The sequence below is a fragment of the Corynebacterium liangguodongii genome (assembly GCF_003070865.1).
GTDB lineage: Bacteria > Actinomycetota > Actinomycetes > Mycobacteriales > Mycobacteriaceae > Corynebacterium > Corynebacterium liangguodongii.
Genome location: NZ_CP026948.1, coordinates 1,823,013 through 1,848,676 on the forward strand (window position 1 = coordinate 1,823,013; position 25,664 = coordinate 1,848,676).

Sequence of the window (25,664 nt, forward strand, 5' to 3'; positions counted from 1 at the left end):
GGCAAGTTATGAAGACAAACCTTTCGCGTATCGACGCCCAATCGCGCGCCGCGCTCATCTCCGACGTGCACTACGACATCGCCCTCGACATCACCGGCGAATCGACCTTTACCTCCATCACCACCGCCCGCTTCACCTCGAAGGAAGGCAAGACCTTCTTCGACCTCGTTGCCGATTCCTTCTCCGCCACCCTCGACGGCACCGACATCGCAGGGCGCGACCTCGACCTCGCGGCGGGCGAGCACGTCTTGCAGGTCACCGCAACCTCGGCCTACAACCGCACTGGGGAGGGCCTGCACAAGTTCACCGATCCGGCCGATGACAAGGACTACCTCTACACCCAGTTCGAGCCGGCCTACGCGATGAAGGTCTTCGCCTGCTTCGACCAGCCCGATCTCAAGGCCACCTACTCCATCTCGGTGACCGCGCCTCAAAACTACGTCGTCGTGCTCAACGAGGCAACCACCCGCGAGGGCAACACGTGGTCCTGCACCATCGACTACCCCCTGTCGACCTACCTCATCGCGGTGTGCGCCGGGGAGTACGAATCCGTCCACGACACCTACTCCGACGAGCACAAGACCATCGAGCTGGGGCTCTACGCCCGCGCCAGCCTCGTCAGCCACATGGACAGCGAGCGTCTCTTCCGGCAGACCAAGGAGGGCTTCGCCTACTACCACGAAAACTTCGGCCGCCCCTACCCCTTTGGCAAGTACGACCAGATCTTCTGCCCCGAGTACAACATGGGCGCGATGGAAAACGTCGGCGCGGTGACCTTCCGCGACGAATACATCTTCACCTCCGAGCCGACCCCGTACAAGATCGAGCGCCGCAACGACACGATCCTCCACGAGATGGCGCACATGTGGTTCGGCGACTTAGTGACCATGCAGTGGTGGGACGACCTGTGGCTCAACGAGTCCTTCGCCACCTGGTCCGCGGCGATCGCGCAGTCGGAGATTGGGGTGTACGAAAACGCCTGGGTGACCTTCGCCGCGGTGGAGAAGGCCTGGGCCTATTCCCAGGATCAGCTCCCCTCGACCCACCCCATCGCCGCGGACGCCCCGGATATCGAGACCGCGGAGCAGAACTTCGACGGCATCACCTACGCCAAGGGCGCCTCGGTGCTCAAGCAGCTGCAGGCATATGTCGGCCGCGACGCCTTCTTCGCGGGGGTGCGCGCGCACTTTGCCAACCACGCGTATTCCAACGCCACCTTCGCCGACCTGCTCGCCGCACTGGAGGAATCCAGCGGCTTTGACCTGCAGGATTGGGCCGAGAAGTGGCTGCGCACTACGGGTGTCTCCCGCCTCTACCCCGTCATCACCCCCGATTCCTTCACCATCGTGCAGGACTCGGCGGTCATGCGCCCGCACCGCGTCGGCGTGGGGCTCTATTCCCTTATCGACGGCCACCTCACCCGCACCCACCACACCGAGGTCTTCATCGACGGCGAGCGCACCGAGGTCGCAGAGTTTGCCGGCATCGACCACGACCTCGCGCTTGTCAACGACGACGATCTCACCTACTGCCTGATGGGGCTCACCGAGCCGCACATGCGCGTCGTGCTCGACCACTTGGGCCAGATCACCGACCCGATGGCCCGCGCCCTGTGCTGGTCGGCGGCGTGGGAGGCCACCCGCGACGGCCGACTCCCCGCGCGCGAGTACGTCCGCCTCGTGGCCCGTTTCGCCGCCGCGGAGGACCAGCCGGCGGTGCAGGAGCGCCTGCTGAACCAGGCGATCACGGCCGCGAAGCTCTACGTCGACCCCGCCTGGCGCGACCAGGCTTTCGCGCTGCTCAACGACGCCTTCCGCGGCGCCGCCCCGGCCACCATCTTCGACCGTGCGCTGGCGCGGGTGCCGCTCGACGAGGCGTCGTCACGCCACTTCGCCCAGCTGCTTGAGACCTCGACGAACCGCGAGGTGCGCTGGCTCGCGCTCACCGCGCTCATCGCCTTCGGCGAGCGCGGCGTGGAGGCCGCCGCCGCGGAGGACGACACCTCCTCCGAGGGCGCTGTCTCCAGGCTGCGCGCCCGCGCCGTGGCCGACAAGCGCTGGGCGTGGAACGAAATCACCACCGTCGAGCACACCAACTTGGAGCTGCGCTACCTTATCGACGGCCTGACGTTTAACGGCAACGGCCTCGAGGGCGCGGCCGAGGAATACTTCCGCATCGCACCACAGCTGTGGGACCGGCTCTCCAACGAGATGGCGCAGCGCACGCTGGAGGGGATCTACCCGATGTGGGAGATCACCGAAGACGCGCTCAAGGCCGCCGACGACCTGCTTGCGCGGGAGGACATCCCCGCGGGCCTGCGCCGCGTGCTCTCAGAGGGCCGCGACCGCGCCGCCCGCGCGCTGCGGAACCAGCGCGTCGACGCGGCCAGCTAGAGCTTCTCTAGGGCCTGGGCGAGGTCGGCGAGTAAGTCGGCCTCGTCTTCGATGCCCACCGAGATGCGCACGAGCTCGCGCGGCACGGCCAGCGCCGATCCCTCGACGGCCAGGTGCGTCATCGTGGCGGGGTGCTCGATGAGACTCTCCACGCCGCCAAGCGATTCGGCCAGGCAGAACAGCTTCGTGGAACGGCAGAAGGTCTTCGCCTGGTCCTCGGTATCGAACGCGACCGAGACCATCGCGCCGAAGCGCCTCATCTGGGCCTTGGCCACCTCGTGGCCGGGGTGCGTGCTCAGGCCCGGGTAGTAGACACGGGCGACGTGGTCTTTGCCCTCGAGGAATCTCGCCACGGCCTCGGCGTTGTCGCAGTGGCGCTCCAAACGCACCGCCAGGGTCTTGAGCCCGCGGGCGGTGAGGTAGGTGTCAAAAGGCGAGGGGATCGCCCCGACCCAGCCGAAGAAGAACCGCAGCTCCTCTTCCAGCTCTGCACCACGCGCGCACACGACTCCTCCGACGACATCGGAGTGCCCGCCGATGTACTTCGTCGTCGAGTGCACCACGACATCAGCGCCAAGGCCGAGCGGCTTTTGCAGGTAGGGGGAGGCGAACGTGTTGTCCACCACGAGGGTCGCTTCGCCCTTGATCCGGGCGATCGCCTGGATATCCGCGATGGCGAGCAGCGGGTTGGTCGGCGTTTCTACCCAGATCACCTTCGTGTTGTCCCCGATGGCGGCGGCCACCGCGTCGACGTCAGTCATGTCGACGACCGTGTTGCTCACCCCCCAGTGGGTAAACACCTGCTGAATGAGGCGGTAGGTGCCCCCGTAGGCGTCGTTGCCGATGACGATGTGGTCGCCGGGCTTGAGCAACACGCGCAAGGCGGCATCGACCGCGGCCATCCCGGAGGAAAACGCCACGGCGTATTCCGCCCCCTCGAGCGATGCGACCGTCTTCTCCAGCGCCGTGATCGTCGGGTTGCCCACCCGGGTGTACTCGTAGCCGTTCCGCGTCACCGCGAGATCGTCCTGCGCGAAGGTCGTCGAGGCGTAGATCGGGGTGTTGATCGGGCCGTAGAGGCTATCGGGCTCATAGCCGGCGTGGATGGCATCGGTGGAGAAACCGGAGGGCACAGTCTATTCCTTTCCTCAGGCGCTGGGTGCTTTTCGCACCATTCTAGACCAAGCGGTTCATTTTCCCGCAATATTATGCACGTACAATGCGGGGGATATGTTGTATGCCCTTTCTTCCCCGTCTGATCACTTTGTTGCGGCCGCCGGGCCGCTCGACGCCCTCTCCAGCTGGTGGAACACCCCGGAGGTGAGGGAGAACCTCCTCGTCAGACCGATCATGGTGGTACTCATCATCACCATTGCCGTCGCCGTGCACTTCGTTGCCTCCCGGCTCATCGGACGCGCCGCGACCCGCAGCATCAACCACCCCGGTGGAACGCTTGGCCTGCGCCGCGTGGCCACGCGCAAAGACAGCCCGCAGGCGCGGGCGCAGGAGGCGCGCAGGCAGGCCCGCATCCGCACCCTCTCCAACGTCGGCCGCTCCGCCGCCGCGGTGGTGATCTGGTCGTGGGCCGCGCTGTGGATTCTCGACGAGCTCGGCGTCAACGTCGCCCCGCTCATCGCCTCCGCCGGCATCGTCGGCGTCGCCCTCGGCTTCGGCGCCCAGGCCCTCGTCCGAGACTTCATCTCCGGCATCTTCATGCTCATTGAAAACCAGTACGGCGTCGGCGACACGATCTCGGTCAACGGGGTCGAGGGCACGGTGGAGGACATGTCCCTTCGCGTGACCACGCTCCGCGACATCGATGGGGTGCTGTGGTACATCCGCAACGGCGACATCAGCCAGGTGGGCAACGAATCCGACACCTACTCGGTGGCCCGCCTCGAGGTCCCGGTCTCCCTCGCCGCCGACCCGAAGCGCGCCGCCGAGGTCATCTCCACCTCCGCGCAGCGCGCTGCCGCCGACCCCGCCATCGCGGAGAGCGTGATCTCGGAGCCGGTTGTGCTGGGGGTAAGCACGTTCGCTACCGACCACATGACCTACCGGGTTACGCTAAGGACCATGCCCGGCGAGCAGTGGGGCGTGGCCCGGTTCATGTACGAAGACATCCTCAAGGCTCTCCAGGACGCCGGCATCACCCTCCCGGGCACCCAGCCGCTCTTGATCACAAACAAGCTTCAGACCCCGCCGTCGACCACATAGACCCACCCGAAGGAGCCCCGCGTTGGACATCTCCCGCCCAGGCCAGGAAAGCAGCGAGACCCTCTTTAGAGCCCTCGGTGAGGACTTCTTCGCCAGGCTCGTCCACGGTTTCTACGAACAGGTCAAGGGCGACGACCTCATCGGACCGATGTACCCGGAGGACGACCTCGCAGGCGCCGAGGACCGCCTGCGCTGGTTCTTGGTCCAATACTGGGGCGGCCCCCACACGTTCAACGAGCGCCGTGGCAGGCCCATGCTGCGCAAGCGCCACCTGCCGTATGCCATCGGCGAGGCCGAGGCCGAGCGCTGGCTCGCCCTCATGGGCCGCTCCCTCGATCAGTTCGACCAGGCCGAGCTCTCGGCCGCGCAGCGCGAACTGTTGTTCAACCACATGCAGCGCGTGGCCTACATGATGATCAATACCTAACACCCCATTTTCACGTTTTTTCTCCGCCTCGTTGCCTACGATGTGGCTATGCCCACCGTATCTCGCGTTCCCGCACCCCACGTCAGAGAAGGCGTCGCCACGCTACTTGCCGCAGGGGAGGTGACCGCGCCCTGCGCCGTCGTTGATACTTCCGCGTTCGACCACAACGCCCGCCGCATGGCCGAGCGAGCAGCCGGGCTGCCCATCCGCGTCGCATCGAAATCCCTCCGCAGCGTCGCCGCGCTGCACCGCGCGCTCGAGCACGAGGGGTATCGCGGCATCCTCTCCTATAGCGTGCCGGAGGCCATCTACCTGGCTCGGGAAGGGTTCACCGACATCGTGGTGGCCTACCCCAGCGTGAACGCCCCCGCCATCAAAGAGCTGGCCGGCAGCGAGGCCCTGCGCCGCGCGATCACGCTCATGGTCGATTGCGCAGAGCACCTCGATCTCATCGAGCGCGCAGCCTCCGGGGCCGGGCCGGTGCGCGTGGCTATCGACATCGACTGCTCGCTGCGGTTGCCCGGGGTGGTCATCGGGCCGCGGCGCTCCCCCATTCACACCCCGGAGGCAGCCGGCGACCTCGCCCGCGACATCGCGCGGCGCGGCACCCTGCGCCTCGTCGGCGCGATGGGGTATGAGGGCCAGGTCGCCTCGGTGGGCGACGCGGAAGGCGGGCCCAAGGGCGCGGCCATGCGCCTCATGCGCCACACGTCGATGTCCCAGCTCGTGCCCCGACGAGCGGAGTGCGTCGCGGCGATCCGCGAGATCAGCGACCTCGAATTCGTCAACGGAGGGGGCACAGGTTCGCTGGGGATAAGCGCGCTCGATTCCTCGCTCACCGAGCTCGCCGCGGGCTCCGGGTTCTACACCCCGGCGATCTTCGACCACTTCAGCGACGTCAACCACCTCGCCGCGGCGTTCTTCGTCTGCCAGGTCTCCCGGCTGCCGGATCGCGGCTGGGCCACCGTCAACTCCGGCGGGTGGATCGCCTCCGGCCCGCCCGCGCCCGACCGAGCCCCCGTGCCCTGCTACCCGGCCGGGCTGTCCTACTCCCCCACCGAGGGCGCCGGGGAGGTCCAGACCCCGCTGCGGGGGCGGGGCACGCGGGGCCTCCGCGTCGGCGACCCGGTGTGGTTCCGCCACGCCAAGGCCGGGGAGATGACGGAGCACGTTGCAAGCATCGTCACGGTCGCGCCAGATGGCTCGCACGAGCAATGGGATACCTACCGAGGGAAAGGATGGACGCTGCGATGAACCGCGCGTTGAGAGCAAGACGTTTTCACAACTGGGCGGGGACGGTCTCGACGAGACCCACCTGCGTGCACTACCCCGCCACCATCGCCGAGGTCTCGCGCATCGTGCGCGAGCTGCCGGCCGGCAGCAGCATCCGCCCCGTCGGGGCAGGGCACTCGTTTACCCCGGTCGCGGCGGGAAGCCAGGCGATGATGAGCCTGGACAAGCTCACCGGCATCGTCGCGGTCGACCGCGAGCGCAAGCGCGCGCGCTTCCTGGCGGGCACGCGGCTTGTCGACGCCTCAAGGCTCCTCGCCCCGTTCGGCCTGGCGCTCGCCAACCTCGGAGACATCAACGTCCAATCCTTGGCCGGGGCGATTTCTACCTCCACGCACGGCACGGGCATCGGTTTTACCGGGCTGGCCGGCACGGTTACCGGGCTTACCCTCATCGACGCCGACGGCGCCAGCCGCGACTACAGCAGCGATGACGACCCCGCGGCACTGCAGCTCGTCGCCGTCTCCCTCGGCGCCCTGGGCATCATCGTTGAAGTTGAGGTGCGCTGCGTCGATGCCTTTGACCTCATCGCCCAGGAAGGGGCCGAGAGCCTCGACGCCGTCCTCTCCGACTGGGAGGAGTGCTCCCGCGCCGCGGACCACTTCGAGGCCTTCTGGTTCCCGCACACCGACCGTGCGATGGTCAAACGCAACACGCGGCTTGCCCCCGGCGCCCCCGCGCCCGAGGGCGATCCGCAGGAGCGGGGGTGGCTGCGGCGCACGGTGGAGCAAGAGATCATCGGCAACGCCGCCTTTGCCGGCTCGCTCGCCCTGACACGGGCCGTCCCGGCGCTCATCCCACAGATCAACGCCCTCTCGGCCGGCGCGATGGGGGCCGCGCCCTACCGCGGGGCCTCCCACGAGGTGTTCTCCGCGCCGCGGCGGGTGAAGTTCTTCGAGATGGAGTACTCCCTCCCGCTCGAGGCGGGCCCGTCGGCCGTCCGGGAACTACGCGCAGAGATGGACCGGCGGGGATGGCGCATCCCCTTCCCGCTCGAGCTGCGTAGCACGGCCGCCGACGACGTCGCGCTGTCAACCTCCACCGGGCGCGAGTCGATGTATATCGCCGTCCACCTTCCCACCTCGATGGACCCGGAGGAGTATTTCCCCCGCTGCGAAGAGATCCTCCGCGCGGCCGGTGGGCGCCCGCACTGGGGCAAGATGCACACCCTTGGCCGCGAGGACCTCTCCTCCCTCTACCCGCGCTTCGACGAGTTCTGCGCGCTGCGCGAGGCGCTCGACCCTCACCGGCGCTTCGGCTCCGAGCACCTGCAGCGCCTTTTCGGCTAGGCAAACAGGCCGAGGGAGCTGGAGTGGTAGACGGCGCCGAAGGGGGCGTCGATACGCACCCAGCGCCCCGCGGTGGAGACCCGGAGGTGCCGCGGCACCTCCACGGGTGCAGCAAACCCGGGGATGAGGCCGAGAGAGGTGCAGGTAAAGATCATCCTCATGGAGATCTCCACGGGGTCGTCTGATTCCGCATCCGCGGTGAGCACCGTCTGGTTGAGCAGCGAGGCGGGCGGGCCGAGCGGGCCGGAGAACTGCCGGGCTAGGGAGCGGCCCTCGTCCGCCAGCTGGCGAACCACGGTGACGGGGACGACGTCGCGCTCAACAAACCCGGCGCGCGGAGGCAGGGCGCCGGGCCAGTTGGGGTCGCGCGGCGCGCCGATTGTGCTCGTCCCGGCCTGGAGTGCGCCCAAGAGGTCGCTCGCCGCGACGGCGGCGCCGTCGCGGGAGACGCTGCCTTTCACCCGGCGCGAGGCGATGCAGTCGAACGGGGTGGTGACGAAAACGTCGACGGTGTCGTCGCCACGCTCGGCGAACCGCGCGGTGGCCGACGCGTCAAGCCCGACGGCCCGGCCGACGAGCGCGATGAGGCCTTCCGCCCCCGCCTCGACGCGCAGCGACTCTGGCGTCACTCGGCGTCCTCGGCGGGGGTCATGGTGAGGATCCCAAGCTCCTGCTTGCTAATAGAGCGCGGCGAGGCCGTCTCCGAATCGACGACCACGAGAACGGATGTGACGACGCAGCAGACGTTGCCGTGGCGGTCCTTGATCTCCTGGCGGGTCGTAAACGAGGTGTTGCCCACCTTGATCACCTCGGTGTGCACGGGGATGCTCAGGGTATCCGGCAAGATCGGGCGCACGTAATCCGCCTCGATGTGGCGGACAAAGACCGGCAGTTCCCCGCCGCCGAAGTACGTGTTGGAGAAGGCCAGGCGGGCCTCTTGGGCGTACTCGATGTAGACGGCGTTGTTGACGTGACCGTAGCGGTCAAAGTCGTCCCACCGCGCGGTGATTTCGAAGTCGTGGGACGCATACGTGGTCTCTTCAGCCATGGTCTCCTCTTTCCTATCGAGTGAGCCTGCGGTGGGTCACGCGGGACGGCTTCGCCGCCTCCTCGCCAAGGCGTTCAATCTTGTTCTTCTCGTAGTCCCCGAAGTTACCTTCGAACCAGAACCACTGCCCCTCCTTCACGTTGCCCTCCCAGGCCAGGATGTGGGTGCAGGTGCGGTCGAGGAACCAGCGGTCGTGCGAGATCACCACGGCGCAGCCCGGGAACTTCTGTAGCGCGTTTTCCAGCGAGCCGAGCGTTTCCACGTCGAGGTCGTTAGTCGGCTCATCGAGCAGGATGAGGTTTCCGCCCTGCTTCAGCGTCAGCGCCAGGTTGAGGCGGTTGCGCTCTCCGCCGGAGAGCACCTTCGAGGGCTTCTGCTGGTCCGGGCCCTTAAAACCGAAGGCGGAGATGTAGGCGCGGGACGGCATCTCGTTTTGCCCGACGTGGATGTAGTCCAAACCGTCGGAGACGACCTCCCACACCGTCTTCTCGGGATCGATATTCGCGCGGTTCTGGTCAACGTAGGACAGCCTGACGGTCTCGCCGACCTCAACGGTTCCGTTGTCGGGCTTCTCCAGCCCCACGATCGTCTTAAACAGCGTGGTCTTGCCCACACCGTTGGGGCCGATCACCCCGACGATGCCGTTGCGGGGCAGTGTAAACGAGAGGTCATCGATAAGCACGCGCCCGTCGAAGCCTTTCTCCAGGTGCTCGACCTCGACGACCTTGTTGCCCAGGCGCGGCGGGGTCGGGATCTGGATTTCCTCGAAGTCGAGCTTGCGGTACTGCTCCGCCTCGGCCGCCATCTCCTCGTAGCGCTCCAGGCGGGCCTTGTTCTTCGCCTGGCGGGCCTTGGGCGAGGAACGCACCCACTCGAGCTCGTTCTTCAGGCGCTTCTGCAGCTTCTGGTCCTTCTTGCCGGTGACCTCGAGGCGCTCCGCCTTCTTCTCCAGGTAGGTGGAGTAGTTCCCTTCGTAGGGGTAGAGCTTGCCGCGGTCGACCTCGCAGATCCACTCGGCGACGTTGTCGAGGAAGTAGCGGTCGTGGGTCACGGCCAGCACCGCGCCCTTGTAGTCCTGGAGGTGTCGCTCCAGCCACAGCACGCTCTCGGCGTCGAGGTGGTTCGTCGGCTCGTCGAGAAGGAGCAGGTCAGGCTCGGAGAGCAGGAGCTTAGCCAGAGCGACGCGGCGGCGCTCGCCACCGGAGAGGTGCGTCACCGGAGAATCCGACGGCGGGCACCGCAACGCCTCCATCGCCTGCTCGATCTTGGAGTCGACCTCCCAGGCATCCGCCGCGTCGAGCGCCTCTTGGAGCTTGCCCATCTCCTCCATGAGCTCGTCGGAGTAGTTCGTCGCCATCTCCTCGGCGATTTCCTCAAAGCGCTTCTTCTTCTCGAAGATGTCGCCCAGGCCCTCCTCGACGTTCTCGCGCACCGTCTTGTCTTCGTTCAGCGGCGGCTCCTGCAACAGGATCCCGACGGTGGCGCCCGGGTCGAGGAAAGCCTCGCCGTTGTTGGGCTGGTCGATGCCGGCCATGACTTTGAGCATGGAAGACTTACCGGCACCGTTGGGCCCGACGACGCCGATCTTCGCGCCCGGGTAGAAGGCCATGGTGACGTTGTCAAGAATGACCTTGTCACCGATGGCTCTGCGAACGTTTTTCATCGTGTAGATGAATTCAGCCACGAAATTTTTCCCCTTTTGTGTTGGAAGGAATTCTCCACACAGGGTACATCACGGGCCAGGCGCACGGGTGCGCTAAAACGGCGCGATGACCTCCCCGGCGAGCTCAGCGTGGGCCACGCCCTCCGCGACCGCGTCATCGAAAGAATTGCCCTCTAGCGAGACCTTATCTTCGGCGCTCACGCGCTCCGCGGCGGACTGCGCCACCAGCTCCTCACCAGAGACCACCGTGACGGGGCTCATGCCTTCCGGCGTGTTGCCCTGGTGCGAGACCTTCTTCGACGAGACCTGGTAGTTGCCCAGCTCGAAGGCTACCCGGTAGGCCTTGAGCACGATTTTTTGGCGTGTGACGGGTTCACCCTTGTCGTTGAGCCGGCTGGCGTCTTCCCACATATCGGAGACGAGGTAGCCGGTGGCAATGACGGGCGCGCCCTTAAAGAGCGAGGCCATCGAGTTCACCGCGAGCTGGCCCCAGCACTCGACGTCGATGAAGAGGTTGTCTACCTCCTGCCAGATGGGCTTGTCGTTGTTGCCTTTTTCGTTCGTGCGGTAAGACCGCGAGGAGGCGACCCGGAACTTCGCCAGGAACTTCTGGTCCCCGAAGTGGAGCAGCTCCGGATCGTGCGTGAGGTTTCCGTTGACAGTGACGTGCATTTGGCTCATGGGAGAGCCCCCCTTTCCACATGGTGTCCCGCGGCGGGTCCGCCGCGGTGGTTGCCATCTTGCACACCTGCGCGCGTGATCTCATCCCCCTCGGGCTAGGGCTGTGGATAACCCCCGCTTGTCCACAGGCGGCGGCACCTTCAGGCCACGATTCCTTGCGCCAGCGCACGCGGGCTGGTAAGTGTGCCCTCCCGGCTCACGCGCGCCCGCCGCCGTGGCCCGAGTACTGCTCGAGCATCTCGTTGTAGCGGCGCCACTCCTCGTCGTCGGTGTCGTCGGCACGCTGGTCTAGGGCCCGTGTTTCCTCTCGGTCCTCGCGCCACCAGAGGTAGAAGAGCTGCCCAAAGACGATCACGAGCGGGAAAGAGCCCGAGGCCCAGGCGATACCACCGCCGGCCTTTTGGTCCGCCAGCAGGTCGGGCTGCCACGGCAGCTTGAGCGAGGAGTAGAACTCCTCGCCCATGACCACGCCGAGCTGCATGAGGTAGACGCCCATGAACAGGTGGATCGGCATGGAGACCCACAGCCAGGCCAGCCGAACCTTCGCGGTGGCGCGAGAGGCGATGTGGTCCGGGCCGATGAGCTCCCAGAAATAGAAATAACCCGAGACCAAAAACACCCCGTTCATGATGACGTGCCCGGCGTGCTCGGAGATCATCAGCTCGTAGAGCGGGATGGAGACGTAGAGGACGTAGAAGAAAAACGCGAACTGCGCGAGCGAGATCGGCGGCCACGTGAGCACGCGCAGGAAGCGGGAGCGCTCAAAGGATTCCGCCCACAACCGCGGGTTGAATTCCCCCGCCGGGTACGCGGCCTTGATTAGAGTCAGCGGCGCGCCGAGGACGAGGAAGACGGGGGCGACCATGGACAGGGACATGTGAGCGACCATGTGTGCGGAATAAGAAGCCGGCATGTGCATCCCGATGCCCGAGCACAGCGTCACCACCACGGTCGCGCAGCCGGCGAGCCACCACGCGGTGCGGCTCGCACTCCACCCTTCCACCCGGCGAACGAGGTGCAGGTAGTAGCCGGCGAGCAGGAGCGCGATCACGCTGTAGAGAAGCTCGGGGCGCCACTGCGTGAGCCAGTTGGTGGCGGAAAGCGGTGCGGTGAGGTTGTAGCCCATCTTCAGCTGCATCTCCGTCAGGTCGGTCACCCGCGGCGGGGGCGGCGGGGTGCGCCCGAGGGTGGCGGCGAGGCCGGTGATCACTGCCATGAGGGCGATCTCGGCGGTGGCGAGGCGTCGAAAAGCGAGCGGGTTGTCATCGAGCCGGTCGATGATGCGGCGGCGATAGACGTACCCGATGACGCCAAGCGCGATGAGCCCCACGGTTTTCACCACCAACACGAGCCCGTAGTTGTACGCGAAGAGATCTTCCGGGCGCACGCGTATCGACGCATTGATCACCCCCGATACCACCATCGCGAGGTAGGAAAACAGCGCCACCGCGGAGTAGCGCCGTACCGCGGAGCCCATGTGCGGGCCCAGCCTGCGCCCGTGCGCGAGCAGCGCCATGAGGCCGCCGACCCACACAAGCATGGACACGAGGTGCCAGAGATAAGAGTTGGTACCGATATCGTGCGCTCCGCCAGCCGCGGAGTGACCGGTAAGCCCCAGCGGCAAGATGGTGGCAATCGCGCCGATCAGCAGCGCTACCTGCGCCCACCACGCCGAGGCGGCCAGCGCCGCACAGCCGGTGATCGCCGCGATGGCGGCAACGCCGAGCCATACTTTCGCGTCCGCGACCTGGCTCAGGGCGGTCGACCACGCCGATGGAGAAAAGATCACCTGGGGCAGCGGGGTGCCGGAGACATCGGAGAGCACGAGCGGGATCATGGTCAGCGCGATCAGAGCCACGCTTAGCAACGCCCACCCGCCCGTGCGCGCCGCTATCACCCCGTCGACCGTCAGCCGCGCACCGTTGAGGTCCTCCCCCACCTGGCGCGGCGGGAGGAGGAAGGCCGTAAACAGGAAGGAGCCTACCGCCAGTGCGGCGAGGATCCACGCGGTCGCCCGCAGCGCGGGCAGGCCGAACGTGGTGGCGGGCCCCGGGTCGGGGATCCCCAGCGCAGCAAGCGAGCCGCCGGAGAACAGGGAGGAGATGGCTCCCGCGACGACGGCCGCGATGACCGCGGCGGTGAGGTAGAGCGGCCAGGCCGCCTTGACCGACTGGGTTTCTGCCATGGCCCATACCCTACTTTTCGCCCCGACGTGAGACCTAACCTCGGGCGTGGCTGCGCTATACTTCTGTGACACTGCCTCCATAGCTCAGTGGATTAGAGCATCCGGTTTCTACCCGGCTGGTCGCGGGTTCGAATCCTGCTGGGGGCGCCAATGGTACCAGTGTGCATGTGACGCATGAGGGAGGGAAGGTTAGGTATTTTTAACAAAACCCCCTAGCCGTTCCTCCCAACATCCCTTATGGATACGTGACCTGTGAGGTTCTCCCCCGGAAAACAGATGGGCTTTTTTCCGAGATTTTCTCGTCTTTCGTTGATGGAAAACACGAAATGAGAAAATTGAGGAACGATCCGCACCGCTGGGAAATCCTCCCTCAACTTATACGTGATGTCCCAGCCCTTGTCGTACCACCGAAACCGATCGAAGTCTTCTTTCCACAGGGGTCGCTCGCGAAAGCTGTCGAGCAACTCGATGAAATTTAAACTAAATTCTCTCGTCCACTCAAGGATCTCGTTTCCCAAAGCAGGTTTTATACCTAAATCCTCGGGAAGATAGTAGGCCCTTGTTTCGAAACCCGCGACTGCTAGTTCTTTAGAAGCCCACAAGGAACTTGGGTGGCCATATTCTGGCCGAAGGAAAATTCGCTGGGGTTCCATGAAGCTAGGCTACCATCGGCTTACTGCCACGCACGTGGAAGACCTTTGACGCATCTTGCCCATTCTGTCGAGTACTCATCGTCTCCTGCCCACGCGGTGACAAACTCGTTAGTATCGTTTCGGGCAAGTGCCACGCTACGAACACCACTATGATTATTTCGTCTTTGCTTTCCCCAATTGCCGAGACCGGGTCGATCGAAGTCCTCCGCTTGGAAAGTGTAGGAGACGCATCCCAGAAAATCATACCACTCTTTCCTAGTTAGAGGATAATTCGCAAAATGGCCCGGATGTCCCCCGACCGCCGGATTAGGCGCCATGTGTGTGCGGAATCGTCTGCAATCCAGGGTCACCCTACCTTTGCCCGGTACTCGCCACGCAGCTCGTTTCGTATCTGCTGGAAGCGTGTATTCAAGACATGGGAGAACGCGCTCCTGGTAATTTTCGCGCGCTTCATCGTTATCGGAAGTTTCTGCTTGGAGGACGGGGGCACCAACGACGGGAGCGAAAATCGGCCAGTAGAGGTCCTTGGTTATTTGGGACACTCCCGTCAATTTTCCGCCCATAAACTCCTGTTACTGCCAGAAGCTATCTTGTGCAACCGGATCCCCTACGGGGTAGCCCAAAAGCCCTTTTTCAAAACCCCGTTCAGGGTACTGAAGTAGAAATGTTCCGCTCACTGGATGTGCTCCGGTCTGTGGTGTCCAGTAGATCATTCCGCCTTCGAAGACGTTGTAGCGCCCGATTCCGTCTGGGGTGGGACCTGACCCCTTGGTGGTGGGCACGCTGAAACCAGCATCCTGCCGGCAATACTTTTGCCGCTCACCCTCAACCCGCACCCCTCAACCTGCACGCCTGGCCCTCAACTCGGAGGTGCGGGCTTTCTAAAGAGTTCCTGTGAGGGCCCCATTTTTGCGTGACAAATCCCGCGGATTAGAATGCCTGTCCCATAAGGTGAGAATCTGGTACAGAGAGAGGATCAGGCACGTGAGTTCAACCGTCGATACGCGTGCGGCGCACGCACAGCCGCAGGAAACGAGCCCTGCGGAGCGGCGCAGGGTGCGCTTCGCCTCCACCATCGGCACAACCATCGAGTTCTACGACTTCTACGCCTACGCCACCGCGGCCGTGGCCGTGTTCCCCTTCCTGTTCTTCCCCAAGGCGGAGAGCTCCACCGTCGCGCTGCTGCAGTCGTTCGCTACCTTCGGCCTCGCCTTCATCGCCCGCCCGCTCGGATCGGTCGTCTTCGGCCACTTCGGCGACCGCGTCGGGCGCAAGGCGACGCTCGTCTTCGCGCTATTGACCATGGGCATTGCGACGTTCATCATCGGACTTCTGCCCACGTATGCGCAGGTCGGCATCTGGGCGCCGGCGCTGCTCGCGCTCATGCGCTTCTGCCAGGGCTTAGGCCTCGGCGGGGAATGGTCGGGCGCCGCGCTGCTCTCCACCGAAACCGCCGCGAAGGGCCGCCGCGCCTGGGCAGCGATGTGGCCGCAGCTCGGCGCCCCGTTCGGGTTCTTCCTCTCCAACGGCCTCTTCCTCATCCTGGTGACCTGGCTGGGCCACTCCACCGGCGACCTCGAGGGCGCGTTCATGACCTGGGGTTGGCGAGTGCCCTTCCTCATGTCCGCGGTGATGGTCGCCGTCGGGCTGTGGGTGCGCCTGCAGATCGAGGAGACGCCGGTGTTCCAGCAGGTGATCGAGACCGACCAGAAGGTCTCCTCCCCGCTCTCCGAGGTGTTCGCCAAGGCCTGGCGCCCGCTGCTCCAAGGCACCTTCGTCATGGTCGGCTGCTACACGCTGTTCTACATCGTGACCACGTGGTTCCTCTCCTACGGCATCGGCTCCGCGGCAGAAGGCGTCGGCCTGGGCATCCCGTACGTGGACTTCCTCAAGCTCCAGCTGGTGTGCATCTTCGGCTTCATGATGGGCATCCCGCTCGCCTGCCACCTGGCCGACACCTATGGCCGGCGCCCCGTGCTCGGGCTCACCTCCGTGGCGATCATCGCCTACGGCCTGGCGTTCACGTGGCTGCTCAACCCGGAGACCTTCACGATGATCTCGCTGGGGTTCTTCCTGTTCATCGGCATGTTCCTCATGGGGATGATCTTCGGGCCGATGTCCGCGATCCTCCCGGAGCTCTTCCCCTCGAACGTGCGCTACACCGGCTCAGGCATCGCCTACAACGTCTCCTCTATCCTGGGCGCGGCGATCGCACCGTTTATTGCCACGGCACTCAACGCCTCTTACGGCCCCGCCGCGGTGGGCGTCTACCTCGCCGTGGTCACGGTGATCTCGCTGGCCGCGATCCTGTGGTCGCCGGAGACCAAGGACAAGGAATTGCATTCCATTTAGCATTCCATTTAGCTCTGTACACGCGTCGCCGCATCCCCTATACTTTCCATTATGGAAAACATGGAAGTGCGGGCGGCGCTTGATGCCGTGGAGGAAGTGAAGAGGACTGCCGGGCAGAGTTCGGACCGGCGGGAGGTGCCGCTGTGGGTAAGCGCCACACTGTGCGTGCTCGCGGGCGTGTCCATGGCTCTGCTCAAGCTCGAATACACGTGGGGAGTGCTTGCGATGGTGCCCATGATTGCGCTCTGCATCTGGGCGGCCGCGCGCCACAACGGGCGCCGCGGCGTTCGCCCAGCACTGAAGCAGGATATCAAGGCCGATCCGCCCGTTTCATGGCGGGCAATCATCCCGATCCTCCTTCTTCCGCTGGCCAACCTGGCCCCCTACGGCTCGCTCCCCTGGGCCGTCCTCGCCGGCGTCCTCACCGCGGCGCTCTTCGCCATCTGCCTGCACTGGGAGTTCACAGCCAATGCCGCTTGACACCGTCATCCACCCCATCAACCGCCTGAAGATCTGCGCGGCCTTAAGCGCCGGCGGCGCCACCGAAGGCGAGCTGCGCTACGAGATGCGGTTCTCTCGCCTCCGCGAGCTCACCAAGCTTAGCGACGCCACCTTGTCCAAGCAGCTCACCGCCCTAGAGGAGCACGGTTATATCACCCGTTTCCGGGAGTACGGCTCCACCCGGGCGAAAGACACCGTGTGGGTCACCTTGACGAAGAAGGGCAAGGAGGCTTTCGACTCCCACGTCGCCGCGCTGCGGGAGATCGCGGGGGAGGTGCCGCCCCCATAAGCCGGAAACCACCTTTCGGGATCCCGCACCCGCAGTGAATGACAACAGTGACATCACACCTTTTTCCGACCTGGGAAAAATGACGCCGATGCCATCGGACCTGTCACCGATGTCACTCATCCCTCAATCCCCAACCCACACCCCCAGCCACCGGCTACACTGCCCCCATGGCTACCACCTACCCGCACCTGCTCGAACCGCTCGACCTGGGGTTTACCACCCTGAAAAACAGGGTCATCATGGGCTCTATGCACACCGGCCTGGAGGAGGCGGAGAACGGCTTTGCGCGCATGGCGGCCTTCTACGCTGAGCGCGCAGCAGGCGGGGTGGGGCTCATCGTCACCGGCGGCGTTGCGCCCAATGACGCGGGGCGCACGAGGGCGCACGCGGCGCGCATGGCCACCGAGGATGAGGCCGCGGCGCACCGGCAGGTCACCGATGCTGTGCACGCCGAAGGCGGGAAGATCGCCATGCAGATCCTCCATACCGGCCGCTACGCCTTCCACGACAAGGCCGTGGCCCCGAGTCCGCTCCAGGCACCGATTTCCCCGTTCCCGCCGCACGAGCTCACCGACGCGGAGATCGAGGAGACGATCGAGGACTACGTGCGCTGCGCCCTTCTAGCCAAACAGGCGGGCTATGACGGCGTGGAGGTCATGGGCTCGGAGGGCTACCTGATTAACCAGTTCACCGCTCCTTTCACCAACAAGCGCACAGACCGTTGGGGCGGATCCTTGAGCAACCGCACCCGCCTGCCGCGCGAGATCGTTCGCCGCATCCGCGAGGCCGCGGGCGAGGACTTCATCATCATCTATCGCCTCTCCATGCTCGACCTCGTGCCCGATGCTTCCACGCTCGAGGAGGTGGTCCAGCTCGCCGCGTGGATCGAGGAGGCCGGAGCGACGATCCTCAATACGGGCATCGGCTGGCACGAGTCTCGCGTGCCGACGATCGCGGCCTCCGTCCCCCGCGGCGCCTGGGCCTGGGTGACCAAGAAGCTTGCCGACGCCCGCGCGGACGGCGCCTTCGCCATCCCCCTGGTGACATCGAACCGCATCAATACCCCCGAGAAGGCCGAGGAACTCCTCGCCGGCGGCACGGCGGATGTGGTCTCCATGGCGAGGCCCTTCCTCGCCGACCCGGAGTTCGTGTCCAAGGCCGCCGCGGGGCGGGCCAACCTCATCAACACGTGCATCGCCTGCAACCAGGCCTGCCTCGACCACATCTTCGCCGATCGCACCGCGACCTGCCTGGTTAACCCGCGCGCCGCCCGCGAGACCGAGCTCGTGATCTCCCCCGCCGACCACCCCAAGCGCATCGCCGTCGTCGGCGCCGGCCCGGCGGGCCTTGCCTGCGCGGTCACCGCCGCCCAGCGCGGTCACGCGGTCACGCTTTTCGACGCCTCCCCCGCCATCGGCGGCCAGCTCAACGTCGCCCGCACCATCCCCGGCAAGGAGGAGTTCAACGAGACGGTGCGCTACTTCGGCGAGATGCTGCGGGAAACCGGCGTGGCCACGCGGCTCGGCCACCGCCCCACCGCCGACGAGCTCGATGCCTTCGATGAGGTCGTCGTGGCCACCGGCGTGGCCCCGCGCGTGCCCGCCATCGAGGGCATCGACCACCCGAAGGTGCTGAGCTACCTCGAGGTGCTGCGCGAGCGCCGGCCCGTCGGCGAGTCCGTGGCCATCCTCGGCGCCGGCGGGATTGGTTTTGATGTCGCGGAGTTCCTCACGGCGGGCGAGGGGGATTTCTACCGGGAGTGGGGCGTCGATACGCAGTACGCGCACGCGGGCGGGCTGACGAAGCCGCACCGCGAGCGCCCGGCGCGGCGGGTGGCCCTCATGCAGCGCAAGGAGTCGAAGGTCGGCGCTGGGCTGGGCACGACGACGGGGTGGATCCACCGCGCGGATTTAAAAATGCGCGGCGTGGAGATGCTCGCCGGCGTGAGCTACACGCGTATCGACGACGCCGGGCTCCACATCACCGTCGGCGGCAGCGAACGCACCCTGGCGGTGGACAACGTCGTCATCTGCACCGGCCAGGAGCCGGAGCGCGGCCCCTACGACGAGCTCGTCGCGCGCGGGGTGAGCGCCCACCTCATCGGTGGCGCGGACGTCGCCGCCGAACTCGACGCCAAGCGGGCGATCGACCAGGGCACGCGGCTGGCGGCACGATTGTGAGCGCGCGTCTAGGCTCGGGGGCGCAGGAACCGATCCAAAGGAGGATGGCAATGACCGAGAAGAACAGCCCGACCAACGAAGACAGCATCGACAACATCGGCGACCCGGACGCCGACGCGCAGTTCCAGGAGGAAGTCTCCGCCGACTCCGCTGACGAGGAGAAGTAGCACCCCTTAGAAGACCGAGCCCCCGCACCGAGAGCGATCGGTGCGGGGGCTTCCCCTTGCATCCTTATCGAATTGCGATAGTATCGATTTACGACAATATCGTTTGTCGATACCCCTCTCGTCCAAGGAGCCACCATGGAACGCAAGAGCTTCAACGCCGCCCTCGTCCTCGTCGTTACCGCCGTCGCCGTCTACTGCCTACCCGAAATCGTCCAGATGGTGCGCAACGGCATGTTCATCACCCGCCTCTCCCCCGCGCTGCCGGAGGGAATCCTCGCCGCCGACCTCCCGCAAGGCGCCGTCGTTTTCTACGTCGTTGCCCTCATCGTGAAGTACGCGGCACTCGTTTCCGTCGCCGTCTTCCTCACCCGCGCCTTCGTCCCGATGCTGCGCGGCAGGGTCTTTGATAGTACCATCGTCTCGTCCCTGCGCTGGGCGACGTACTCCATCTTCGTCTGGTACCTCGGGCGCATTGTTCTCGAGGGTCTCGCCAACAACTACGCGGCCCACCTGCTCGGCGCCACGTCCTGGTGGAACACCGGGTCGGGCACCCCCCTGTCGGACTTGAGCCCCGCGCTCCTCCTCGTCGCCGTCCTCATCAGCCTCGAGGCCGTGATCCGCAAGGGCGCGGCGCTCGAAGAGGAGGTCGACGGCCTTGTCTAGCCAGCCCCGCGTCGTCTGCCACCTCGACTCTCTCATCGAGGCCCGCGGCATCACCGGCGCCGCGCTCGCCGAGCAGGTCGGAATCACCCCGGTCAACCTCTCCGTGCTGCGCAACAACCGCGCCAAGGCGGTGCGGTTTAGCACCCTGATCGGGCTGTGCGAAGCCCTGGACTGCCAGCCCGGCGACATCTTCACTGTCGAGTCCGACTAGGTCCGACTAGTACTGTGGGGGCCATGACATTCCCCTCCCCCACCGCAACCTCCTACGCGCTGATCACCGGCGCGTCGCAAGGCATCGGCGAAGCCCTGGCCCGCGAGCTCGCCTCCGCGGGCTACAACCTCATCCTCGTCGCCCGGCGCGAAGACGTGCTCATGGCCCTTGCCGACTCCCTCTCCCAGCGCCACGGAGTCAACTGTGAGGTCTTCGCCGCAGACCTCTCGCTCGAACGCGACGTCACGGCTCTCATCGAGCACATCGGCAACCGCACGGTGAGCATCTGCATCAACTCCGCCGGCATCGCATCCTTTGGCCCCTTCATGAAGGCCGACTGGGACTACGAGGTAGGCCAGTACAACCTCAACGCCACGGCGGTCTTCCGCATCACCAAGGCGGTACTCGACCAGATGGTGCCGCGCGGGCAGGGCGCACTATGCAACGTCGGCTCCGCAGCCGGCAACATGCCGATCCCGAATAACGCCACCTACGTCTTCACCAAGGCCGGGGTGAACACCTTCACCGAGTCCCTCCACTTCGAGCTCAAGCCCGCAGGAGTCCACTGCACCCTGCTCGCTCCCGGCCCGGTGCGCGCCTCGGTCGTCCCGGAGGAAGAACAAACGATCGTGGACAAGGTCGTGCCCGATTTCTTATGGACGACCTACGAGTCCTGCGCGAGCGACACCCTCGCCGCGATGCGGCGCAACAAGCGCCGCGTCGTACCCGGCCCGTTGTCCAAGGCAATGGACGTCGTCTCTACCTACACCCCGCGCGGCTGGCTCTCCCCGCTGATCGGTCGCTTCTACTCGCAGATGGGAGAAGGATAAGTGTCGGAAGGAATCGCTCCGAAGGACAACCGCATCGTCTGGATCGACCTGGAGATGACCGGGCTCGACCCCGAACGCCACGTCATCGTCGAGGTCGCGGCCCTCGTCACGGATGCCGAGCTCACCATCCTCGACGAAGGCATCGACCTCGTCGTCCACGCCACCGAGGAGCAGCTCGCGGAAATGGACGAGGTCGTCGTCCAGATGCACAGCGACAACGGCCTGCTTGCGGATATCAAAGACTCGACCGTGAGCATCGAGGAAGCGGAGGAGGCGGTGTTAGGGCTCGTCGCCAAGCATTGCGACCCCGCCCACCCCGCACCGCTGGCAGGAAATTCGATCGCCACCGACCGCTCGTTCATTCGTGCGCACATGCCGCGTCTCGACGCCGCCCTGCACTACCGCATGATCGACGTCTCCACCGTCAAGGAGCTCTCGCGCCGCTGGTTCCCCCACGCGTACTACAAGCAGCCAGCGAAGGGCATGGCGCACCGCGCGCTGGCCGACATCGTCGAATCGATCCGCGAGCTCGACTACTACCGTCGCGCCGTCTTCGTCCCCTCCCCGGGGCCCGATACTGAGGCCGCTTCCGCGGCATCAACCGAGGCGAGTGAGGCCTACCAGCGGTTTTTGCAAAAAGATGGTCACATACTAAGCTAATGCGAGCTGCTTCGGCAGCGATGGTGGCTGTAGTTCAGCTGGTAGAGCACCAGGTTGTGATCCTGGGTGTCGCGGGTTCGAGCCCCGTCAGCCACCCCTAGAATGAGCCTCGGGCCGCGCTGCGAATCCCGCGGCTCTTTTTTCGTGCCCGCAATTTCCCGGTGTTCGCTCACCGCTGACGCCCTCGCAATCCTCCGAGCCTGGGTGTATCGTCGGCTACACAGCAACCGAAAGGAAAACCTATGAAAGCTATTGTCCAACATGAATTCGGGGGACCCGAGACGTTGCAGGTAGCCGAGGTCGACTCCCCTACCCCGGGGGCCGGCGAAGTTGTGGTCAAGGTCACCGCATCAACCGTCAACCCCTTAGACACCCTCATCCGCGAGGGCAAGGCTCTCAAGGAGTTCACCCCGCTGCCGTTCATCCCGGGCTGGGATGTCGCCGGTACCGTCGCTGAGGTCGGGGAGGGCGCGCCGTTTGAGCCCGGCCAGCGAGTCTTTGGCATGCCCCGCTTCCCCAAGCCAGGCAAAGCGCTCGCGGAGTACTGCGTGGTGGACGCGCGCAACCTCGCCGCGACCCCGGACTCGCTTAGCGACGCCGAGGCGGCCGCCCTGCCCATGGCCGGCATGACCGCGTGGCAGGCGTTCCACGACACCGTCGAGGTGAAGGAGGGCGAGAAGGTCCTCATCAACGGTGCAGGCGGGGGTGTTGGCCACCTCGCGGTGCAGATCGCGGCGGCGGCTGGCGCCACCATCACCGCGATCGCCAGCCCGAGCAAGCACGAGTGGCTGCGCTCACTGGGTGCTCACGAAGTTGTCGATTACAACGACGAGGCCGCGATGGCCGCCCTTGAGGGGTTTACCACCGCTTTCAACCTCGCGCCCGGCTCCTGGGTGCCCACGCTAGAGGCCGTCGCGCCCGGCGGGCACCTCATCACGATTAGCGGCGGCGCTGACGAGCTCAACGAGCGCGCCGAAGAGGCGGGGATCCACCACCACGTCACCTCTGTCAACACCCGTGACGAATGGTTGGCCGCCCTGGTCGACCTCGTTGAGGGCGGCAAGCTGCGCCCTCACATCTCGGCCACCTACCCGCTCGAGCGCGCTGCCGATGCTCACCGTGAGCTCGACGAGGGCCACGCACAGGGCAAGATCGTCATCACCATCGGCTAGGCCCTCTCCCCCGCCGCGCTGCCGGTGCCCCAGATCCTTGGTAGCATCTACACAGTATGAGGGCATTAGGGTTAAGGGTATCGCACAGCATCGCCAGCATCGCCGCGGCTGGAACCGCCGCCACAGCGGTGGTCACCATGGCAGCAGCCCCCGCATCCGCGGGGGCTGCTGTGGTTGAGCAACAGCAGCCGGCGCCGGCACCGGCGGAGCAGGGAGCCCCGCCGGGAACCCGCCTCATGCACCGCGACCTCGGCTCCAGCGATTCCGTGCCGTGGGCAGGGCCGAGCGACCCGAGGATATCGGCGTGGTCGGTGCCCGGCGCCACGTGTTCGACACTGTTCCAAGGCTCCGACGGAATGGTCGTTGGCCTGTGCACGAAATACCTCGGCGTGCAGCACGGGCTCAACGTCGTTGTCCCCTCGGTCGCGCTGTTCGACCCGCACTCCGCGCAGCTCCTCGCCTCCCGCGAGCTGCGCAAGGATGGCCTGCTCGGGGGCGTCTACGGCTACCTCGACGAGCACGACCGAGTTGTCATCGCCGAGGGTCACGACATTGTGCGCATCGGCTACCACAACGCCAACGGCCGCTGGGTCCTGACAGAAGAGACCCGCACCCCCTTACCTGACCTGGGAACCGATGCCCCCATGGCAGGCGTCGCCCCGGACGGCGAGGATCGCGTGTGGTTCGCCACCAAGGACTCCGTCGTCGGCGTGATCGACCACGACGGCCGCGTCTCCACCGCCCGGCTCGGTGGCGGTGCGGAGTCGATCGCCAACGGTCTCACGGGGCGCCCAGACGGGGCCAGCGTGTTGACCAGCCACGCGCTCTACGAGGTCGCGCTCACGGACGATGGCGAGGTGACAACCTCCTGGCGCCGCGACTACGACCGCAGCTCCGGCCGCAAGCCCGGCCAGCTGTCATGGGGCTCGGGCACCACCCCGACGGTTTTCGGGGAGAACGGCCAGTGGGTGGCGATCGTCGATAATCGCGATGACTCCCCGCAGCTGCGCGTCTTCGATGTTGCCACCGGCGCCGACGTCTGCTCCATGCCCGCCTTCGAGACCAGCGGGCCGGGCACCGAAAACAGCATCATCGCCGACGGTGCGACATTGTGGATCCCCTCGACCTACGGGTTCGACTACCCGCCGCTCGCCGTCGACGGCCCGAGCGTGCCTGCCGACGCCCCCTACACCGGCGGCCTCACCAAAATCGAGGTCACCGCGCAGGGCTGCACGCGGGTATGGGAGAACAACACCCGCATCGCCACCCTGCCGATGCTCACAAAGAAAGACCACACCATCTGGGCTTTGAGCACGGGGAAGGCCGACGGCAGCGCCGAGCACGAGGTGAGCCTCATCGGGGTCGATGCCGAGACCGGTGCGGAGACCCACCGGCTCCCCATCGGGTTGCAGCCCTTCGACGCCCCGCTCCAGCTCACCGGAATGATTACGCCCGCCGGCGAGTTTTGGCAGGCCACCGCGACGCGGCTGCTGCGCGTCGGGGCCGACGCAGGCACAGGGACCGCCCCTAGCTCTTACTCCCCGCCTAACCGGCTGAGCTCCTCGGGCGCGACGTTCCAATAGCCCAGGCCGTCCCAGCCGGGCAGGGTCTCGCCGTCGGTGTTGGTCACCTCGACGGGATCGCCCCGCTTGACCACGCTCTGGTACCACTGGGCATCCTCGGTACTGGCGTTGATGCAGCCGTGGGACTGGTTGTAGGAACCAAGCGCCCCCATAGCCCAGGGGGCCGCGTGGACGTAGATGCCCGAGTAGGACAGCTGGGTGGCGTACTTCACCGGGGTCTTATACCCCCCGGCGTCGAGCGCTAGGCCGTAGGTCGTCGAATCCATCACCATCGACTCCTGCTTATCGCCGACGACGTAAATACCGTTCGGGGTGGCCCACCTGCCGGACCTGCCGAGCGAGATCGGGAACGAACCGATCGTCTCGCCGTTGCGGAGCACGGTCAGTGTCTTCGTTGCGTTGTTGACCCGCGTGATGGTCTCGTCGCCGATGCTAAAGGAGATCTCCGAGGTATCCGCGCCGTAGACCCCGCCGCCGAGGTCGTGGCCGTAGACGTCTGCCTTCACGCTCACCTTTGTGCCCGGCACCCAATAGTCCTTCGGGCGCCAGATCAGCTCGTAGTCGCTCTGCCAGTAGAATCCGCCCTCGGTATCGTTCGACGTCGTTACCTTGATGGCGTCTTCCGCCGCCTCCCGATCGCCCGGGGCGTAGCTAAAGCGGATGGTCACCGCCTGGCCAACACCTACTTCCGCGCCGTCTCCGGGCCCGAGGTAGACCGAGGTCTGCGCGTTCGGGGTCACGGTCGTAAACGTGCGATCGAAGGAGTTGTCTTCCCGGTCGCGCCCGGAGAGCGTATAGGTGCGGCCGTAGCCGAGCGGCTCCGCCGTCGACCACTTCGTCATGTCCGCGTTGAACTCACCCTTGACCACCTTGCCGGACTCGTTCGTCAGCTGTACTGCACGGATACCCGCAGGCGCGTCGACGGTGACGGGATCGATTGGGGAGACCTTGGTCGCATCGTTCTCAACCGAGACCGAAGGCGCGGGAAGCTTCTGTTCCTGTTGCTCGGCGGCCTGCTCGACCCCGCCTGCTTGCCCCGACCCCGCGGGGCCGGAGGCGCACGCGGCGAGGCCCACCGAGAGAGACACAGCAGCCGAAAAGCCCACGACGCGGAATATGGCGCTTCGCATCTTCACCATGTCACAACCTGCTTCCCGCCCGGCGTCAGTCACGCGTATACAAAATACCCACCTAGCCTATACCCCACCGC

At 65.8% G+C, this 25,664-nt stretch carries 24 protein-coding genes and 2 tRNA genes; 17 read left to right on the forward strand and 9 right to left on the reverse strand.

All coding sequences use genetic code 11. The annotated features are described in order from the left end of the window. The first annotated feature begins 8 nt into the window (after nt 1–8). On the forward strand, nt 9–2,393 hold the full coding sequence (gene pepN / locus C3E79_RS08660) for an aminopeptidase N (RefSeq protein ID WP_108404555.1): 2,385 nt from the start codon (nt 9–11) through the stop codon (nt 2,391–2,393). On the opposite strand, the gene C3E79_RS08665 is transcribed toward pepN, so the two are convergent. Next, nucleotides 2,390–3,526, reverse strand: coding sequence for a cystathionine gamma-synthase (locus C3E79_RS08665; RefSeq protein ID WP_108404556.1), 1,137 nt, complete (start codon nt 3,524–3,526; stop codon nt 2,390–2,392). The two genes, pepN and C3E79_RS08665, sit on opposite strands and share 4 nt — an antisense overlap. Before the next feature lie 97 nt (nt 3,527–3,623). Between C3E79_RS08665 and C3E79_RS08670 the strand changes: the two genes are divergently transcribed. Genes C3E79_RS08670 through C3E79_RS08685 form a run of 4 tightly spaced genes read left to right on the forward strand, consistent with a single transcriptional unit; the run spans nt 3,624 to nt 7,616 of the window. Next, on the forward strand, nt 3,624–4,610 hold the full coding sequence (locus tag C3E79_RS08670; protein ID WP_108404557.1) for a mechanosensitive ion channel family protein: 987 nt from the start codon (nt 3,624–3,626) through the stop codon (nt 4,608–4,610). Between the two features lie 22 nt (nt 4,611–4,632). After that, nucleotides 4,633–5,037 (forward strand): globin, encoded by a 405-nt coding sequence (locus C3E79_RS08675; protein ID WP_108404558.1) that lies wholly within the window; start codon nt 4,633–4,635, stop codon nt 5,035–5,037. A 48-nt stretch (nt 5,038–5,085) separates the two neighbouring features. After that, a complete protein-coding gene (locus tag C3E79_RS08680) occupies nt 5,086–6,291 on the forward strand; it encodes an alanine racemase (RefSeq protein ID WP_108404559.1) in 1,206 nt (401 codons plus the stop codon). Further along, nucleotides 6,288–7,616 (forward strand): D-arabinono-1,4-lactone oxidase, encoded by a 1,329-nt coding sequence (locus C3E79_RS08685; protein ID WP_279629118.1) that lies wholly within the window; start codon nt 6,288–6,290, stop codon nt 7,614–7,616. Before C3E79_RS08680 ends, C3E79_RS08685 begins: the two co-directional genes overlap by 4 nt. Here the strand turns inward: C3E79_RS08685 and C3E79_RS08690 are convergent. The 5 genes from C3E79_RS08690 to C3E79_RS08710 all read right to left on the reverse strand — a co-directional run bounded on the left by C3E79_RS08690 (nt 7,613) and on the right by C3E79_RS08710 (nt 13,193). Continuing rightward, nucleotides 7,613–8,245 carry a DUF8185 domain-containing protein gene (locus C3E79_RS08690; protein WP_108404561.1) on the reverse strand — a complete coding sequence of 211 codons (633 nt, stop codon included), beginning with the start codon at nt 8,243–8,245 and terminating at the stop codon, nt 7,613–7,615. The genes C3E79_RS08685 and C3E79_RS08690 overlap by 4 nt on opposite strands. Beyond that, nucleotides 8,242–8,664: an acyl-CoA thioesterase gene (locus C3E79_RS08695; protein WP_108404562.1), complete on the reverse strand. Its 423-nt coding sequence runs from the start codon at nt 8,662–8,664 to the stop codon at nt 8,242–8,244. The genes C3E79_RS08690 and C3E79_RS08695 overlap by 4 nt, the downstream gene beginning before the upstream one ends. A gap of 13 nt (nt 8,665–8,677) precedes the next feature. Further along, nucleotides 8,678–10,348 (reverse strand): energy-dependent translational throttle protein EttA, encoded by a 1,671-nt coding sequence (gene ettA / locus C3E79_RS08700; RefSeq protein ID WP_108404563.1) that lies wholly within the window; start codon nt 10,346–10,348, stop codon nt 8,678–8,680. 72 nt (nt 10,349–10,420) lie between these two features. Beyond that, nucleotides 10,421–11,008 (reverse strand): single-stranded DNA-binding protein, encoded by a 588-nt coding sequence (locus C3E79_RS08705; protein WP_108404564.1) that lies wholly within the window; start codon nt 11,006–11,008, stop codon nt 10,421–10,423. A gap of 196 nt (nt 11,009–11,204) precedes the next feature. Continuing rightward, entirely contained in the window at nt 11,205–13,193 is a 1,989-nt protein-coding gene (locus tag C3E79_RS08710; protein WP_108404565.1) for a bifunctional copper resistance protein CopD/cytochrome c oxidase assembly protein, read from the reverse strand. A 73-nt stretch (nt 13,194–13,266) separates the two neighbouring features. On the opposite strand from C3E79_RS08710, the gene C3E79_RS08715 reads away from it, so the two are divergent. After that, a tRNA-Arg gene (locus tag C3E79_RS08715) sits at nt 13,267–13,343 on the forward strand. A 62-nt stretch (nt 13,344–13,405) separates the two neighbouring features. Here the strand turns inward: C3E79_RS08715 and C3E79_RS08720 are convergent. After that, entirely contained in the window at nt 13,406–13,846 is a 441-nt protein-coding gene (locus C3E79_RS08720) for a hypothetical protein (protein ID WP_146183421.1), read from the reverse strand. A gap of 572 nt (nt 13,847–14,418) precedes the next feature. Then, a complete protein-coding gene (locus C3E79_RS08725; RefSeq protein WP_108404567.1) occupies nt 14,419–14,682 on the reverse strand; it encodes an LGFP repeat-containing protein in 264 nt (87 codons plus the stop codon). Nucleotides 14,683–14,830: 148 nt separating this feature from the next. Here C3E79_RS08725 and C3E79_RS08730 point away from each other — a divergent pair, with 148 nt between their 5' ends. The 11 genes from C3E79_RS08730 (at nt 14,831) to C3E79_RS08780 (ending at nt 24,454) form a co-directional block, all read left to right on the forward strand. Then, nucleotides 14,831–16,198: an MFS transporter gene (locus C3E79_RS08730; protein WP_179948271.1), complete on the forward strand. Its 1,368-nt coding sequence runs from the start codon at nt 14,831–14,833 to the stop codon at nt 16,196–16,198. 51 nt (nt 16,199–16,249) lie between these two features. Further along, a complete protein-coding gene (locus C3E79_RS08735) occupies nt 16,250–16,678 on the forward strand; it encodes a hypothetical protein (protein WP_146183420.1) in 429 nt (142 codons plus the stop codon). Next, nucleotides 16,668–16,988: a transcriptional regulator gene (locus C3E79_RS08740; protein WP_108404569.1), complete on the forward strand. Its 321-nt coding sequence runs from the start codon at nt 16,668–16,670 to the stop codon at nt 16,986–16,988. Before C3E79_RS08735 ends, C3E79_RS08740 begins: the two co-directional genes overlap by 11 nt. A 167-nt stretch (nt 16,989–17,155) precedes the next feature. Then, nucleotides 17,156–19,168, forward strand: coding sequence for an NADPH-dependent 2,4-dienoyl-CoA reductase (locus C3E79_RS08745; protein WP_108404570.1), 2,013 nt, complete (start codon nt 17,156–17,158; stop codon nt 19,166–19,168). A 302-nt stretch (nt 19,169–19,470) separates the two neighbouring features. Then, entirely contained in the window at nt 19,471–19,998 is a 528-nt protein-coding gene (locus C3E79_RS08750; protein ID WP_108404571.1) for a hypothetical protein, read from the forward strand. Beyond that, nucleotides 19,991–20,209: a helix-turn-helix domain-containing protein gene (locus C3E79_RS08755; protein WP_108404572.1), complete on the forward strand. Its 219-nt coding sequence runs from the start codon at nt 19,991–19,993 to the stop codon at nt 20,207–20,209. Before C3E79_RS08750 ends, C3E79_RS08755 begins: the two co-directional genes overlap by 8 nt. A 23-nt stretch (nt 20,210–20,232) precedes the next feature. Beyond that, nucleotides 20,233–21,039, forward strand: coding sequence for a mycolate reductase (gene cmrA, locus C3E79_RS08760; RefSeq protein WP_108404573.1), 807 nt, complete (start codon nt 20,233–20,235; stop codon nt 21,037–21,039). Next, the gene (gene orn, locus C3E79_RS08765) at nt 21,040–21,699 is read left to right on the forward strand and encodes an oligoribonuclease (RefSeq protein ID WP_108404574.1); all 660 of its coding nucleotides are present in this window, start codon (nt 21,040–21,042) and stop codon (nt 21,697–21,699) included. Nucleotides 21,700–21,722: 23 nt separating this feature from the next. Next, a tRNA-His gene (locus C3E79_RS08770) sits at nt 21,723–21,795 on the forward strand. 146 nt (nt 21,796–21,941) lie between these two features. Continuing rightward, nucleotides 21,942–22,871 (forward strand): NADP-dependent oxidoreductase, encoded by a 930-nt coding sequence (locus C3E79_RS08775; RefSeq protein WP_108404575.1) that lies wholly within the window; start codon nt 21,942–21,944, stop codon nt 22,869–22,871. 56 nt (nt 22,872–22,927) lie between these two features. Then, nucleotides 22,928–24,454 carry a hypothetical protein gene (locus tag C3E79_RS08780; RefSeq protein ID WP_146183419.1) on the forward strand — a complete coding sequence of 509 codons (1,527 nt, stop codon included), beginning with the start codon at nt 22,928–22,930 and terminating at the stop codon, nt 24,452–24,454. Here C3E79_RS08780 and C3E79_RS08785 read toward each other — a convergent pair. Beyond that, nucleotides 24,406–25,584 (reverse strand): L,D-transpeptidase, encoded by a 1,179-nt coding sequence (locus C3E79_RS08785; RefSeq protein ID WP_412778878.1) that lies wholly within the window; start codon nt 25,582–25,584, stop codon nt 24,406–24,408. The two genes, C3E79_RS08780 and C3E79_RS08785, sit on opposite strands and share 49 nt — an antisense overlap. Nucleotides 25,585–25,664: the final 80 nt, after the last annotated feature.

Bases quoted from the DNA above. Each gene is read 5' to 3' on its own strand.
- C3E79_RS08695 (WP_108404562.1), bottom strand. From the start codon at position 8,664: ATGGCTGAAGAGACCACGTATGCGTCCCACGACTTCGAAATCACCGCG.
- C3E79_RS08680 (WP_108404559.1), top strand. From the start codon at position 5,086: ATGCCCACCGTATCTCGCGTTCCCGCACCCCACGTCAGAGAAGGCGTC.
- cmrA (WP_108404573.1), top strand. From the start codon at position 20,233: ATGACATTCCCCTCCCCCACCGCAACCTCCTACGCGCTGATCACCGGC.
- C3E79_RS08710 (WP_108404565.1), bottom strand. From the start codon at position 13,193: ATGGCAGAAACCCAGTCGGTCAAGGCGGCCTGGCCGCTCTACCTCACC.
- C3E79_RS08785 (WP_412778878.1), bottom strand. From the start codon at position 25,584: ATGCGAAGCGCCATATTCCGCGTCGTGGGCTTTTCGGCTGCTGTGTCT.
- C3E79_RS08670 (WP_108404557.1), top strand. From the start codon at position 3,624: ATGTTGTATGCCCTTTCTTCCCCGTCTGATCACTTTGTTGCGGCCGCC.
- C3E79_RS08735 (WP_146183420.1), top strand. From the start codon at position 16,250: ATGGAAAACATGGAAGTGCGGGCGGCGCTTGATGCCGTGGAGGAAGTG.
- C3E79_RS08740 (WP_108404569.1), top strand. From the start codon at position 16,668: ATGCCGCTTGACACCGTCATCCACCCCATCAACCGCCTGAAGATCTGC.
- C3E79_RS08750 (WP_108404571.1), top strand. From the start codon at position 19,471: ATGGAACGCAAGAGCTTCAACGCCGCCCTCGTCCTCGTCGTTACCGCC.
- C3E79_RS08720 (WP_146183421.1), bottom strand. From the start codon at position 13,846: ATGGAACCCCAGCGAATTTTCCTTCGGCCAGAATATGGCCACCCAAGT.
- C3E79_RS08685 (WP_279629118.1), top strand. From the start codon at position 6,288: ATGAACCGCGCGTTGAGAGCAAGACGTTTTCACAACTGGGCGGGGACG.
- C3E79_RS08705 (WP_108404564.1), bottom strand. From the start codon at position 11,008: ATGAGCCAAATGCACGTCACTGTCAACGGAAACCTCACGCACGATCCG.
- C3E79_RS08775 (WP_108404575.1), top strand. From the start codon at position 21,942: ATGAAAGCTATTGTCCAACATGAATTCGGGGGACCCGAGACGTTGCAG.
- pepN (WP_108404555.1), top strand. From the start codon at position 9: ATGAAGACAAACCTTTCGCGTATCGACGCCCAATCGCGCGCCGCGCTC.
- C3E79_RS08780 (WP_146183419.1), top strand. From the start codon at position 22,928: ATGAGGGCATTAGGGTTAAGGGTATCGCACAGCATCGCCAGCATCGCC.
- C3E79_RS08745 (WP_108404570.1), top strand. From the start codon at position 17,156: ATGGCTACCACCTACCCGCACCTGCTCGAACCGCTCGACCTGGGGTTT.